This window comes from Jeongeupia chitinilytica (assembly GCF_014652315.1).
GTDB classification, from domain to species: domain Bacteria; phylum Pseudomonadota; class Gammaproteobacteria; order Burkholderiales; family Chitinibacteraceae; genus Jeongeupia; species Jeongeupia chitinilytica.
The window spans coordinates 163880-176392 of sequence record NZ_BMYO01000007.1 but is presented as its reverse complement, the minus strand read 5'-3'; the positions used below and the strand labels follow the sequence as shown (position 1 = coordinate 176392).

The 12513-nt window shown below is 66.6% G+C and carries 14 protein-coding genes; 3 read left to right on the top strand and 11 right to left on the bottom strand.

Annotated features, from left to right (window positions below):
- Positions 1-76: 76 nt before the first annotated feature.
- The 4 genes from IE097_RS13820 to IE097_RS13805 all read right to left on the bottom strand — a co-directional run bounded on the left by IE097_RS13820 (position 77) and on the right by IE097_RS13805 (position 3455).
- Complete coding sequence (locus IE097_RS13820) at positions 77-502, bottom strand: hotdog fold thioesterase (protein WP_189461440.1); 426 nt, start codon at positions 500-502, stop codon at positions 77-79.
- 86 nt (positions 503-588) lie between these two features.
- Complete coding sequence (locus IE097_RS13815) at positions 589-996, bottom strand: DUF488 domain-containing protein (RefSeq protein ID WP_189461439.1); 408 nt, start codon at positions 994-996, stop codon at positions 589-591.
- 48 nt (positions 997-1044) lie between these two features.
- Positions 1045-1656 (bottom strand): lytic transglycosylase domain-containing protein, encoded by a 612-nt coding sequence (locus IE097_RS13810; RefSeq protein WP_189461438.1) that lies wholly within the window; start codon positions 1654-1656, stop codon positions 1045-1047.
- Between the two features lie 86 nt (positions 1657-1742).
- The gene (locus IE097_RS13805) at positions 1743-3455 is read right to left on the bottom strand and encodes a proline--tRNA ligase (protein WP_189461437.1); all 1713 of its coding nucleotides are present in this window, start codon (positions 3453-3455) and stop codon (positions 1743-1745) included.
- A 157-nt stretch (positions 3456-3612) separates the two neighbouring features.
- Between IE097_RS13805 and IE097_RS13800 the strand changes: the two genes are divergently transcribed.
- Positions 3613-4794: an MFS transporter gene (locus tag IE097_RS13800; RefSeq protein ID WP_189461436.1), complete on the top strand. Its 1182-nt coding sequence runs from the start codon at positions 3613-3615 to the stop codon at positions 4792-4794.
- 93 nt (positions 4795-4887) lie between these two features.
- Positions 4888-6231: an NADP-specific glutamate dehydrogenase gene (gene gdhA / locus IE097_RS13795; protein WP_189461435.1), complete on the top strand. Its 1344-nt coding sequence runs from the start codon at positions 4888-4890 to the stop codon at positions 6229-6231.
- 104 nt (positions 6232-6335) lie between these two features.
- Here the strand turns inward: gdhA and IE097_RS13790 are convergent, their stop codons facing one another.
- A complete protein-coding gene (locus tag IE097_RS13790) occupies positions 6336-7061 on the bottom strand; it encodes an N-acetylmuramoyl-L-alanine amidase family protein (protein WP_189461434.1) in 726 nt (241 codons plus the stop codon).
- Positions 7027-7407: a hypothetical protein gene (locus tag IE097_RS13785; RefSeq protein ID WP_189461433.1), complete on the bottom strand. Its 381-nt coding sequence runs from the start codon at positions 7405-7407 to the stop codon at positions 7027-7029. The genes IE097_RS13790 and IE097_RS13785 overlap by 35 nt, the downstream gene beginning before the upstream one ends.
- Before the next feature lie 182 nt (positions 7408-7589).
- Between IE097_RS13785 and IE097_RS13780 the strand changes: the two genes are divergently transcribed.
- Entirely contained in the window at positions 7590-8618 is a 1029-nt protein-coding gene (locus IE097_RS13780; protein WP_189461432.1) for an imelysin family protein, read from the top strand.
- Positions 8619-8693: 75 nt separating this feature from the next.
- On the opposite strand, the gene nagA is transcribed toward IE097_RS13780, so the two are convergent.
- The 5 genes from nagA to agaV form a co-directional block, all read right to left on the bottom strand.
- Positions 8694-9842: an N-acetylglucosamine-6-phosphate deacetylase gene (nagA, locus tag IE097_RS13775; protein WP_189461431.1), complete on the bottom strand. Its 1149-nt coding sequence runs from the start codon at positions 9840-9842 to the stop codon at positions 8694-8696.
- A complete protein-coding gene (agaF, locus tag IE097_RS13770; protein ID WP_189461430.1) occupies positions 9832-10263 on the bottom strand; it encodes a PTS galactosamine/N-acetylgalactosamine transporter subunit IIA in 432 nt (143 codons plus the stop codon). Before agaF ends, nagA begins: the two co-directional genes overlap by 11 nt.
- A 78-nt stretch (positions 10264-10341) precedes the next feature.
- On the bottom strand, positions 10342-11235 hold the full coding sequence (locus tag IE097_RS13765) for a PTS system mannose/fructose/sorbose family transporter subunit IID (protein ID WP_189461429.1): 894 nt from the start codon (positions 11233-11235) through the stop codon (positions 10342-10344).
- Positions 11225-11998: a PTS N-acetylgalactosamine transporter subunit IIC gene (gene agaW, locus IE097_RS13760; RefSeq protein WP_189461428.1), complete on the bottom strand. Its 774-nt coding sequence runs from the start codon at positions 11996-11998 to the stop codon at positions 11225-11227. The genes IE097_RS13765 and agaW overlap by 11 nt, the downstream gene beginning before the upstream one ends.
- A gap of 19 nt (positions 11999-12017) precedes the next feature.
- A complete protein-coding gene (gene agaV / locus IE097_RS13755; RefSeq protein ID WP_189461427.1) occupies positions 12018-12491 on the bottom strand; it encodes a PTS N-acetylgalactosamine transporter subunit IIB in 474 nt (157 codons plus the stop codon).
- Between the last annotated feature and the right edge of the window lie 22 nt (positions 12492-12513).

The following is a 12513-nucleotide window of genomic DNA, read 5'->3' as shown; positions in this document are numbered from 1 at the left end:
TCAGCATGGCAGAACGCCGCCGCCGGCGCTTCGCCCCAGATCAAGGCCGGGCCGGCGGGGCGGCCATTGCGGCAAATTAACGTCGCGGCACGATGGAATTGGTCAGCCGGGCGATGCAGACCAGCTTGCCGGCGGCATCGTCGATGCGGATTTCCCAGACGTGCTGGCTCTGGCCCAGCCGGATCGGCCGGGCGGTCCCGGTCACCCGGCCCGAAGTGGCCGAGCGCAGGTGGCTGGCGTTGATTTCGGTACCGACGGCCAGCTGCTTGTCGGTGTCGACGATCAGGTTGCTCGCCAGACTGCCGAGCGTTTCGGCCAGCGCGCACGAAATGCCGCCATGCAGCAGCCGCATCGGCTGGACCGTGCGGTGATCGACCGGCATGGTCGCCACCAGATAGTCGTCGCCGACTTCGGCGAAGCGGATGTCGAGGTGCTCGACCGCAGTATCGGCGCACATCGCGTCGAGGTCGGCAGGGGTGAACGGGCGGATCCAGATCGACATGAAGACCTCCTGAGAAGGCGTCCACGATAGGTCGGCGCCGTGCGCCCGGCAAGCCGGCCCGCCCTGACGACGCAATTTGAAACGCTTCAGGCCTCCGGCGCGACGACGTCGGCGCCGCGCGCCTGCAGCAGCTCGCGCAGGATGGAACGGTGGCAGTGATGTTCACTGTCGCAGTAACAGCCGACCGACACGTCGGTCCGGTGCGACAGCGCCGCCAGCAGGTCGAGATCGCGGCTCGCCGCCGGCTCGGCCATCTCCGCGAGAAAGCGCCTCTTCACCGTCGGCCACAGCACCTCGTCGTGCGTGGCCAGCATCACGCGGAACTGCTTGAGCAGCTCGGCCGACGGCGCAAGATTGGGAAACCAGACGTCGAAGTAGTCGAGCCGCGCGTAGTCGGCCTTGGCCACCCCGCGCGGCGGACGCCGTACGGTGCCGAGCCGCAAACCTTCACCGGGCTGGCGCGGACTGCCGAGCCGGACGATGCGGATGCTCATGCTGCCTCCCTTGCTTCGGAGCGCAGGCCGTTGCGCCTGCCTGGCGTATCAGCGCTGGGCGACGCTGTTGCCGGCCCCGCTCCACGCGTAGTAGTTCTTCCACGCACCGTAGACGAGGTTCGGGTATTCGGCACGCCCCAGGCTGCCGTTGTAGCGCCCGAGCGCGCGGAACAGGTCGCCGTTCTCGATGTCGAGGTAGTGGCGCAGGATGGTGCAGCCGTAACGCAGGTTGGTGTTCACATCGAGCAGGTTCTGGTCCGACGTGCCGATCTGCCGCTGCCAGAACGGCATCACCTGCATCAGCCCGCGTGCGCCGACCGGGCTGATCGCATAGCGGTTGAAGCCGCTTTCGATGTGGATCAGGCCGAGTACCAGCTGCGGGTCTAGCCCGGCACGGGTCGCTTCGTACTGCACCGCGGTCAGCACCTTGCGGCGCATGAATTCGTCGGGAATCCGCTTCGCCAGCCGCGCACTCATTTCCGCCATCCACGCATCGGCTTCGGCCTGCGTCGGGAAGATCAGCTTCGCCTGCACGCCGTCGCCGATGGCGCGCGACATCGCCGACTGGACCGACGACGACAGGGCCTCTTCCTTCTGCGCACCGGCGAAAGCAGCACAGACGTACAGCGACAGGAAGGCGGCAAGGGCAAACTTGTTCATGAGACGGGTCGTCGGTACGGATGTGAAAACGGGGCCAGCGTCAGACGCTAAGCCCCGTTGCTACGATCGGCAAGCCGGGCGTCGATTTATGCCAATTGCTGCTGCACGAAGGCAACAGCCTCGCCCAAGGCAATCTTCTGCATCTCGCCACCGGCACGGGCGACATACTCGACCTGACCGTCGGCCAGCACCTTGTCGCCGATGGTGACACGGTGCGGAATGCCGATCAGCTCCATGTCGGCAAACATGACGCCCGGGCGCTCGTTGCGGTCGTCGAGCAGCACGTCGACACCGGCAGCGACGAGTTCGGCATACATCTTGTCGGCAGCGGCCTTCACCGCTTCGGACTTGTGATAGCCGACCGCGACGACGGCAACCGTGAACGGCGCCAGCGCCGGGGTGAAGATGATGCCGCGCTGGTCATGGTTCTGCTCGATCGCGGCGGCGACGATGCGCGACACGCCGATGCCGTAGCAGCCCATTTCCATCGGTTCCTGCTGGTTGTTCTCGTTGACGAACAGGCAGTTCATCGCGGCCGAGTACTTGGTGCGCAGCTGGAAGATGTGGCCGACTTCGATCCCGCGGCACAGCTCGATCGAACCCTTGCCGTCCGGGCTCGGATCGCCGGCGACGACATTGCGGATGTCGGCAACGATGTGCGGTTCCGGCAGGTCGCGCCCCCAGTTGACGCCGGCGATGTGGAATTTCGGCTTGTTGGCGCCGCAGACGAAGTCGCTCATCGCCGCGACGGTGCGGTCGGCGATGACCTGGATGTCGGTGGCGATGCCGACCGGGCCGAGGAAGCCCGGCGGGCAGTTGAACTTGGCGCGGATTTCTTCGTCGGTGGCGAAGCGGAATTCGCCGATGCCGTCGACCTTGGACAGCTTCACTTCGTTGAGCGAATGGTCGCCACGGATCAGCGCAACCACGAAACGGCCGTCGCCGGCGACCAGCGCGATCAGCTTGACGGTCTTCTCGATGCCGATTTCCATCAGCCTGGCGACGTCCTCGCAGGTCGTCTGCTTCGGCGTATCGACATCGCGCAGCGCCTCGGCCGGTGCGGCACGCAGTGCGGTCGGCGCCAGCGCTTCGGCCAGTTCGACGTTGGCGGCGAAGTCCGAATCCGGGCAGTAGGCGAGCAGGTCTTCACCGGCGTCGGCGAGCACGTGGAATTCGTGCGAACCATCGCCGCCGATCGCGCCGCTGTCGGCGGCGACCGCACGGAACTTCAACCCGAGGCGCGTGAACACGTTCGAGTACGCCTGGTGCATCTTGCCGTAGGTGAGCTGCAGGCCTTCGAAGCTGGCGTCGAACGAGTACGCATCCTTCATGGTGAATTCGCGCGCACGCATCACGCCGAAACGCGGGCGGATCTCGTCGCGGAACTTGACCTGGATCTGGTAGAAGTTGACCGGCAGCTGCTTGTACGAGCGCAGCTCGGTGCGGGCGATGTCGGTGATCACTTCCTCGTGTGTCGGGCCGAAGCAGAAGTCGCGCTCGTGGCGGTCACGGATCTTGAGCATCTGCGGGCCGAACAGGTCCCAGCGACCGGTTTCCTGCCACAGCTCGGCCGGTTGCACTGCCGGCATCAGCAGCTCCTGCGCGCCGGCCCTGTTCATCTCGTCGCGCACGATCGCTTCGACCTTGCGCAGCACCTTCAGGCCCAGCGGCATCCAGGTGTAGAGGCCGGAGCCGAGCTTCTTGATCAGGCCCGCACGCAGCATCAGCTTGTGCGAAATCAGTTCGGCCTCGCTCGGAGCTTCCTTGAGGGTCGAGATGTACAGTTGCGAAGTGCGCATGGCAGTGTCGGTCGGCAATCGGGGAAACCCGAGATTCTACCAAAGCCGCCCCGCTCTGCCTGCCTGTACGCGGAGTGGTCGGAATTATCCCGGCAGCGGTACAACGCATCGGTGGCAAAATAGGCATAATGCAGAAATCCAAACCGGTTTGAACACAATGCAACGTCAGACGCTCCCGCTTCCCGCCGCGACCGGCAACGGCGCCCGCTACGCCACGATGGCGCTGTTCTTCGTCGCCGGTGCCACCTATGCCACCTGGGGCATCCACATTCCGACGCTGCGCGACCGCTTTGCGCTGTCGCCGGCGTGGCTGTCGGTGGCGATGTTTGCCGTCGCCCTCGGCGCGATCGTCGCCATGCAGCCGGTCGGCAAACTGATCGCCCGGGCCGGCAGCGACCGGGTCGCCGGCTATGCGGCCTGGTGCTTTGCCGCCACGACCGCGCTGCTGATGCTGATGCCGGGCCTCTGGCCGACGCTGGTGATGCTGATCGGCTTCGGCATTGCCAACGCCGCCTACGACGTGGCGATGAATGCGCAGGCCGCCACGGTCGAAGCCGGCAGCGACAAGCCCATCATGTCGACGCTGCACGGCCTGTTCAGTATCGGCGGCATGGTCGGCGCCAGCGTCGGCGGCCTGGTCATTTCACTCGGCGTGCCGCCGTGGCTCCATTTCGTCGGCATGGGCCTGCTCATCGCGATCACCGGGCTGGTCGCGCGGCCGAAGCTGATCGCCGATCCGGCGGTCAGCGCCGTCAGCGCCGACAAGCACGCGCATGCGGGCCGGCTGCTGTGGGTGATCGGCATCCTCGCCTTCCTCGGCCTCGTCGCCGAAGGCGCAATGTACGACTGGACGGCGATCTATCTGCGCGACGTGGCAAAGTCGGCGGCGCTGGCCAGCTTCGGCTATGCGACCTTTTCGGGCGGGATGGCGGTCGGCCGTTTCAGCGGGGATGCGCTGCGCGCGCGGCTTGGCATGCTCAGGCTGCTGATGCTCAGCGGCAGCATCGGCCTTGCCGGCATCGTGCTGGCACTGGCCTGGCCGAATCCGTGGGCAGCCTTGCTGGGCTTCCTGCTGATGGGGCTGGGATGCGCCAACCTGGTACCGATCTTCTTCGTGGCCGCCTCGCGACTGCCGGGCCTGCATGCCGGCGAAGCGATCGCCGCGGTCGCACGGCTGGCCTACGTCGGCATGCTGATCGGCCCGGTGCTGATCGGCTTCGTCGCCGAGCACGCCGGCCTGCGTACCGCACTGTGGCTGGTGGCGCTGTCGATTGCCTGGATTGCCATCGATGGCAGCCGGGTGCTGAAGAAGGCGATCGCACCACCGCCGCAGCCCTGACGCGCAGACCCTGAGCAGGATCAACAAGCGCGCAAGCGGCACGCCGTACTATTCACACTCGACCGGCCCCTCCGGGCCCATGGGGAGTGCGCAATGAAGTACCGGCAAGCGGGCGATTTCCTCGCCCTCGTGGCCAACCGCAATCCGGCTCAGCCGGAATACCTGCAGGCCGTCACCGAAGTCGTCGACAGCCTGTGGCCCTTCATCCAGCTGCATCCGCGCTACGCCGAGCACGGCCTGCTGGACCGGCTGATCGAGGCCGAGCGGACACTGATCTTCCGCGTCGCTTGGGTCGATGACCACGGCGAGGTCCGCGTCAACCGCGGCTACCGCGTCCAGCACAGCTCGGCGATCGGTCCGTACAAGGGCGGCATCCGCTTCCACCCGTCGGTCGACCTGTCGGTGCTCAAGTTCCTCGCCTTCGAGCAGACGCTGAAGAACGCGCTGACGACACTGCCGATGGGCGGCGCCAAGGGCGGCGCGGACTTCGACCCCAAGGGCCGCAGCCCCGGCGAGGTGATGCGCTTCTGCCAGGCCTTCATGACCGAGCTGCACCGCCATGTCGGTGCCGACACCGACATTCCGGCCGGCGACATCGGCGTCGGCGCGCGCGAGGTCGGCTACATGGCCGGCATGATGAAGAAACTCTCGAACCGGGCCGACTGCGTGTTCACCGGCAAGGGCCTGTCGTTCGGCGGCTCGGTGATGCGGCCGGAAGCCACCGGCTACGGCACCGTCTATTTCACCGAAGAGATGCTGCGCCACGCCGGCCGATCGCTCGAAGGGCTGCGCGTTGCCGTTTCCGGTTCGGGCAACGTCGCCCAGTTCGCGATCGAGAAAGCCATGGCGTTCGGCGCCAAGGTGCTGACGGCGTCCGACTCGGCCGGCACCGTGATCGACCCCGACGGCTTCACCCCGGACAAGCTCGCTTTCCTGCAGGAGATCAAGAACCGGCATTACGGCCGGGTCAGCGACTACGCACAGAAGCTCGGGCTCGAATACGCGCCCGGCCTGCGGCCGTGGCACGTGCCGGTCGACGTGGCGATGCCGTGCGCGACGCAGAACGAGCTCGACGGCCAGGATGCCGCGCAACTGGTCGCCAACGGCGTGCGCTGTGTCGCCGAAGGCGCCAACATGCCGTCGACCGCCGCCGCGGTGCGGATTTTCGTCGAGCACGGCGTGATGTATGCACCGGGCAAGGCCAGCAACGCCGGCGGCGTCGCGACCTCGGGGCTGGAAATGAGCCAGAACGCGATGCGCCTGTCGTGGACGCGCGACGAGGTCGACGCCCGGCTGCTGCAGATCATGCGAGGCATCCACACCGACTGCCTGCGCTACGGCCGGCGCGACGACGGCAGCGTCAGCTATGTCGATGGCGCCAACATCGCCGGCTTCGTCAAGGTGGCCGACGCCATGCTCGCGCAGGGCGTCATCTGAGCCGTCCGTCCCACAAACCGTTCACGCCGATGCGCCAACCGGCGTGAGCGAAGAAGCTTCATCACGGTTTCCGCCGTTTGCCCCGCCATACAGGCGGGGTTTTTTCATTCCGGCGCCAGACAGGACATCGCCGATGCGACGGCGTCGGCAACGCGGCGGCGCGTTGCCGGTTGTTTCATCGTCAGCGCTTCGTCGCGATTGATGATCACGCCGGCCTCGAGCAGCAGCGCCGGCACCGTCGCGTACTTCACCACCACCAGCGACGAGCGATAGACGGCCAGCTCCGGGTCGAGCACGACGTACCCTTCGCCGGCATCGTTCATCACGTGATGCAGGTTGGGCGCAAAGCCGGCGCGCTTCATCGCGCTGCCGACCGCTTCGGCACAGGCGTAGCTTTCGGCGTAATGCGGATTGTCCGGCGACACGAAGACCGAGTAGCCGTGCGAGATGTCGCTGTAGCGCTGCGGCTTGCCGGCGACCGTCCACGTCGACAGGTAACGCTCGTTGACCGAGTCGTGGTGGATCGAGATGAACAGGTCCGCCCCCTCGGCCATCGCCGGCCGCGCGCGCAGACTGTCCATGTCGCCGCCGGCGCCGATCAGCAGCACGACGTGTCCGTCGGCACGCAGGCGCTGCACAACGACCTGCGCCAGCGCCAGGTTGTAGCCGAACTCGGTGTCGCCGTAGGCGCTGGTCGCCCCCGGTGCTGCAAGGTAATGGCCGACGTCGACGGCGATCGTCGCCGCCTGCGCGCTGCCCGCACACGCGGCGAGCAGTGCCCAGACGGCCGTCGACCTAGCCGGCCGCATTGTTTCCGTCGTCTGCGGCATTCGCTGCGTTCGCGGCAGCCAGCTCGGCAGCCTGCTTCTCCGCACGCTTCGCGGCAATTTTCGGCCGCAGGATGTTCATCATCACGATGTCGCGCGCGCTCATCAGCGCCAGCAGCCAGACGATCAGCACCGCCGCGTAGCCGAGGGTGTTGTTGCGGAAGCCCGGCGCCAGCGATTCGACCAGCGGATTGATCACGAACTGGATCGAACCGATCACGATCAGCAGCAGCACCAGGGTCGAAATCGCCCGCTCCTTCAGGAAGGTGCCGCGCAACAGCACGCGCTGATCCCACTTCGACAGACCACGCAGTTCGGGCACGTCGTCGGCCCGGAAGTAAAACGCCATGATGACTCCTTTAAACAAACAGCTGACCGCCCGTCGGGGCGATTCGTTCCCGGCGCAGTGTTGCCGTAAGCGTCGCCATTGGCAAGCGCTGATCGACATCGCACCGGCCGGCGGCATACCGGCTGCAAGGCGTAAGCGCTTGTGGTAAGAAAGGCGCGGGAGACCACAACACGGAAAACGAAATGAACAAGCCGCTCCGCGCGCTGCTCGCCGCGCTGTCCGCCACCACCCTGTCCGTCGCGGCAATGGCCGAGACGCCACCGCTGCAAGCCCCCGAGCTGGTCCGTGCGCTCGCCGACCAGGTCTATTTGCCGAAGCTTCTGGCCTTCCAGACCGAATCCACCCAGCTGCAGCAAAGCGTCGACGCACTGTGCGCGCAGCTGGATGCCGCCAGACTCGCCCAGGCCCAGGCGGGCTGGCGCAAGAGCGTCGACGCGTGGCGGCGGGTCGAGAGCGATCGGGTCGGCCCCTTGCTGCAGGACCAGTACCTGAACAGGATCGATCCGTGGCCGCTCGACCCCAAGGTACTGGCCGCAAGCCAGTCGGCCACGCCGGCCAATCCCGCCGACCCGTATTCGTTCGAACTGTGGAACCGGCAGCCGAAGGGCGGCAGCGGCCTGCCGGCGCTCGAAAGCCAGTTGTTCGGCCAGCCGGCCGCCAGGCAACTGGCCCAGCTCAAGTGCGGCTTCGCCCAATGGCAGGCTGCCTCGCTGGCGCGCCAGTCGCAGATTCTGGTGATGGAATGGCAAGGCATGCGCCGCGGCCTGAACTACGACCCGACGTATCCGCGACCGCTGATGATCGAAATGCTGACCCGCAGCGTCGTCGGCCTGCGCGAGATCGCCGGCTGGAAGCTGGGCAAAGAGGAGATCGCCCCCGCCGCCTCGCAGTTTCCCGATGCGCTGGCCGGCCAGACCCGCGCCAGCCTGATCGCCAGCTTCGACAGCGTCCGCGCCGTCCTGCTCGGCGCACCGAACGGCGTCGGCTTCGACGATTACCTGCTGACCCGCGGCAAGGACGATGTCGTTGCCGAACTGAACAGCCGGCTCGACGACACCCGCCGCGCCCTCGATGCGCTGCCCGACGATTTCACCGCACGCGCCGGGGAAGTCCGGGGTGAACGCGTGCTGGCGCAACGCCGGCTGACCGCGCTGGCCGACTACGTCGACGGCCCGCTGCGCGACGCCTTGGGACTGGCGATCTCGCGCTAAAAAAAGGCCCCGGCTCAACCGGGGCCCAAGAGGGTGGCGCCCGAAGGCGCCGGGGGGTGTCTGGTGCCGCCGGGTTCAGGCGGCAAAAACCGGTCGTCCGCCCACCCAGGTCGCCACGACGCCGAGCGCGGGCGTGATCGCCGTCAGGCTGGCGGTCTGCCCCGGGGCGATGCTGCCGAGATCGGGCCGGCGCAAGGCACGCGCCGGATTGCGGCTCGCCAGTGCCCACGCGCGCTCGACGGGCAGGCCGAACCAGTCCATCGCGTGCTTCACCGCGTCGATCAGCAAGGCGGTACTGCCGGCCAGGCCGCCGACGTCGGTACGCACCACGCCGCCCTTCATGTGCACGGTGATTTCGCCGATCCGGTAGTCGCCTTCGGGCATGCCGGTGGCACGCATCGCGTCGGTGATCAGGATCAGCCTTTCCTCGCCCGCGCTGTTGAGCGCGATCTGCGCCGCCGCCGGGTGGACGTGATGGCCGTCGACGATCAGCTCGACGTCGGACTCCGGCCGCGTCAGCCCCGCGCCGACAACGCCCGGATCGCGGTGATGCAGCCCGCGCATGCCGTTGTAGCAATGGACGACGCCGCGCGCACCGGCCAGCATCGCGTCGACCGTTTCGTCGTAGCTGGCGTCCGAATGGCCGATCAGCGTACGCACGCCGCGCTCGCGCAGCCAGGCGATCGCCTCGTCGGCACCGGGCAACTCGGCCGCAAGCGCGACGGTGTTGAGCGAGCCCTCGGCCAGCGCATGCCAGCGCGACAGCTCGGGCACGCTGATCGGCCGCATCAGCGGTACCGGGTGCGCGCCGCAGCACTTGGCAGTGAAATACGGCCCTTCCAGATAGGTGCCGACGATTTCGGCACCGGACACGCCGTGCTTGCGGCTGTCGCGGACCTGGACGATGGCAGCTTCGATCGCTTCGACCGGTGCGGTCACCGTGGTTGCTGCAAACGCGCCGACGCCGTGGCGGGCAAAGTAGGCCGACATGGTGTCGAGCGCGTCGTGGCTCGCGTCCATCACGTCGGCGCCCATCGCGCCGTGCACATGACTGTCGACCAGCGCCGGCATCAGCCAGGCGTCATCGAGGTCGCGGTCGAAATCGCCACCGGCCTTCACCGCGAGGATGCGGCCGTCGTCGCCGACATGCACCACGCCACCGGCGAGCCAGCCCTGCGACGTCAGCACCCGTGCGGCGCGGATACGGACCGGGTCACAGGCCATCGACGGCCTCCGCACGCTTCTGCTGCCTTGCCAGCCGGTCGGCCAGACTGGTGATGCCGCCCTGCCCGGCCTCGATCGCGCGCTGGCGGAATTCGGCCGCGGTGGCGATGTCGTCACGCTCGAACAGCATTTCGGCGAACATCGACAGATTCATCCCGGCGATCACCTCGGTCCCCGGACGGGCCTGCGCCAGGATCGAGGCAATCCGGAACGGCGACCCGCCGAGCAGGTCGGTGAAGAACACCGTTTCACTGCTGCACGTCCCCAGTACCTCGTTCAGCCGGACTTCGAGATCGCCGGTACCCATGCCGTCGGGAAAATCGACGACGTGCAGGTCGGCCTGCGCGCCGAACACCTGGGTGATCGCTTCTTGGATGCCGGAGGCAATGCGGCCGTGGCCGGTCAGGATCAGGGAAATCATTGTCTTGCTCCATGCGGCCATGGCCGCGATGTCGTTTCAGCCGCCAAGCACCCCGGCATGCAGCCGGGGTGCAGGCGATTACAGGAAGCCCATGAATTTGCCGACCAGCCCCAGCAGCACGGTCAGACCGATCAGCTTCACCGGCGAGTAGCCCTTCTTCATCAGCCAGTAGACCACGAGCGTGAAGCCGAGCGGCAGCAGGTTGGGCATCAGCTTGTCGAGCACGCCGGACTGCAGCGCGATCTTGGCTTCACCGGCGTGGATCTCCAGCGGCGTACTCAAGCGTACGTAGGAAGCGACCAGTGCACCGATCACCGTCATCCCGACGATGGACGCCGCGTGCGAGATCTTCTTGGTGCTGTTCTTGAGCACGTTGATCGCGCCCAGCCCCGCCCGGTAGCCGTAATGCGCCAGCCCGAAACGCAGGCCGAAGTGCAGTGCGTTGAACAGCAGCAGGAAGACGATCGGGCCGAACATCGAGCCTTCGAGCGCCAGCGCCGCGCCGATGCCGGCGCAGATCGGCAGCCAGGTCAGCCAGAACATCGCGTCGCCGATCCCGCCCAGCGGCCCCATCAGCGCAACCTTGACCGCACGGATGGTCGAGATCTTCTCCTTGCTCTGCTCCATCGCCAGCACGAGGCCGGACAGGAAGGTCACGTCGAACGGGTGGACGTTGATGAACTCGAGGTGCATCTTCATCGAGTTCCGCAAGTCCTCGTCGTTCTTGTGGATCTTGCGCAGCGCCGGGATCAGCGTGTACAGCCAGCCGCCGGCCTGCATCCGTTCGTAGTTGAACGATGCCTGCAGCGCCAGCGAGCGCCACGCCATGCGGTTGATGTCCTTCTTGGTCAGCGGCTCGGCCGGGATGGTGTCGATGTAATCGTCCCGTTCGACCGAACTCGTGGCCAGCGCCTGTTCCATCCGCTTCTCGGCCTTGGCGGCCAGTGCGGCTTCGCTATCGTTAAATGCCATCTTCCACCTCCACATTCCGGGCAGCAGCAGCCTGCGGCTGGGCGCGGTTGCTGTTGAAGAAATCGATCATCGCAATCGCCAGTGCGCCGAGCGCGATCGCCAGGATCGGCAGCTTCAGGTAGGTGACGCCGACGAAGCCGAGGATGAAGTAGGCGACGTAGTTCTTGTTGAGCATGATCTTCATCAGCAGCGCGAAACCGATTGCCGGCATCATGCCGCCCGCCACGCCGAGGCCGTCGAGCACCCACTGCGGCGCAGCCTTGACGACCGCACCGGCGGCATCGGCGCCGAAGTAGATCGGCAGGAAGGCCACGATGAAGTAGAAACAGAACAGGATGGCCATGCCGAAGTAGTTGACCAGCTCGATACCGCGCCAGTTGCCCTTCTTCGCCATCGCGTCGCACTTGTGCATCATCGGCGAGAACGCGGTGAACAGGATGGTGATGCACCCCTGCACGGCGATCGAGAACGGCACCGCCACCCCGATCGCCACCGTGGGCTCCGCCTTGGTCAATATCGCGAACGCCGTGCCGATGACGCCGCCGATGACGACGTTGGGCGGCTGGGCGCCGGCCAGCGGCACCATGCCCATCCACACGAGTTCCAGCGTCCCGCCGACCAAGAGGCCGGTATGGACATCCCCCAGAATCAGCCCGACCAGCGGGCCGAGCACCACGGGACGGTGGAAGTGGGTCAACCCGTCAAACAGGTCCACCCCCGCCAAACCGGCCAGCAGCGCTATCAGCAGTGCTTCGATCAACATGTCTCAACCCCTCCCAGAGTCAGAGCAACTTCGAAACGAGTTCGCCGGCCTCGTCGGGAACGCGGCGGATCTCGCAGGTCACGCCCAGCGAGGCCAGCTCGCGGAACGTCGCCACATCGGCGTCGTCAACCGACACCGTCTTGTGGATCTGGCGCTTGCCCTCGGCGAAGTGCATGTTGCCGACGTTGACAAACGTGATCGGTACCCCGCCCTTGACCAGCGTCAGCACGTCCTGCGGCGTCTTGCAGACGATGAGGATCTTCTGGCGGTCGGCGGCCTTGTGGATGACTTCGGTCGTCTTGGCGAGCGTGAAGTAGCGCGTCTGCACGCCCTCGGCGACGACCATGTCCATCAGGTTCTGCTGCACCGGGTCATTGGCGGCGGCGTCGTTGGCAACGAGGACCAGATTGGCGCCGAGGCTGCCGGTCCAGGTCACGCCGACCTGGCCGTGCACGAGGCGGTTGTCGATGCGGGTCAAGAGGATGTTCGGCATGGTGTTTTTCTCGCTTGTCCTG

Excerpts from the sequence above, each read along its gene's own strand:
- IE097_RS13820 (WP_189461440.1), bottom strand. The coding sequence starts at position 502 with ATGTCGATCTGGATCCGCCCGTTCACCCCTGCCGACCTCGACGCGATG.
- IE097_RS13815 (WP_189461439.1), bottom strand. The coding sequence starts at position 996 with ATGAGCATCCGCATCGTCCGGCTCGGCAGTCCGCGCCAGCCCGGTGAA.
- IE097_RS13810 (WP_189461438.1), bottom strand. The coding sequence starts at position 1,656 with ATGAACAAGTTTGCCCTTGCCGCCTTCCTGTCGCTGTACGTCTGTGCT.
- IE097_RS13805 (WP_189461437.1), bottom strand. The coding sequence starts at position 3,455 with ATGCGCACTTCGCAACTGTACATCTCGACCCTCAAGGAAGCTCCGAGC.
- IE097_RS13800 (WP_189461436.1), top strand. The coding sequence starts at position 3,613 with ATGCAACGTCAGACGCTCCCGCTTCCCGCCGCGACCGGCAACGGCGCC.
- gdhA (WP_189461435.1), top strand. The coding sequence starts at position 4,888 with ATGAAGTACCGGCAAGCGGGCGATTTCCTCGCCCTCGTGGCCAACCGC.
- IE097_RS13790 (WP_189461434.1), bottom strand. The coding sequence starts at position 7,061 with ATGCCGCAGACGACGGAAACAATGCGGCCGGCTAGGTCGACGGCCGTC.
- IE097_RS13785 (WP_189461433.1), bottom strand. The coding sequence starts at position 7,407 with ATGGCGTTTTACTTCCGGGCCGACGACGTGCCCGAACTGCGTGGTCTG.
- IE097_RS13780 (WP_189461432.1), top strand. The coding sequence starts at position 7,590 with ATGAACAAGCCGCTCCGCGCGCTGCTCGCCGCGCTGTCCGCCACCACC.
- nagA (WP_189461431.1), bottom strand. The coding sequence starts at position 9,842 with ATGGCCTGTGACCCGGTCCGTATCCGCGCCGCACGGGTGCTGACGTCG.
- agaF (WP_189461430.1), bottom strand. The coding sequence starts at position 10,263 with ATGATTTCCCTGATCCTGACCGGCCACGGCCGCATTGCCTCCGGCATC.
- IE097_RS13765 (WP_189461429.1), bottom strand. The coding sequence starts at position 11,235 with ATGGCATTTAACGATAGCGAAGCCGCACTGGCCGCCAAGGCCGAGAAG.
- agaW (WP_189461428.1), bottom strand. The coding sequence starts at position 11,998 with ATGTTGATCGAAGCACTGCTGATAGCGCTGCTGGCCGGTTTGGCGGGG.
- agaV (WP_189461427.1), bottom strand. The coding sequence starts at position 12,491 with ATGCCGAACATCCTCTTGACCCGCATCGACAACCGCCTCGTGCACGGC.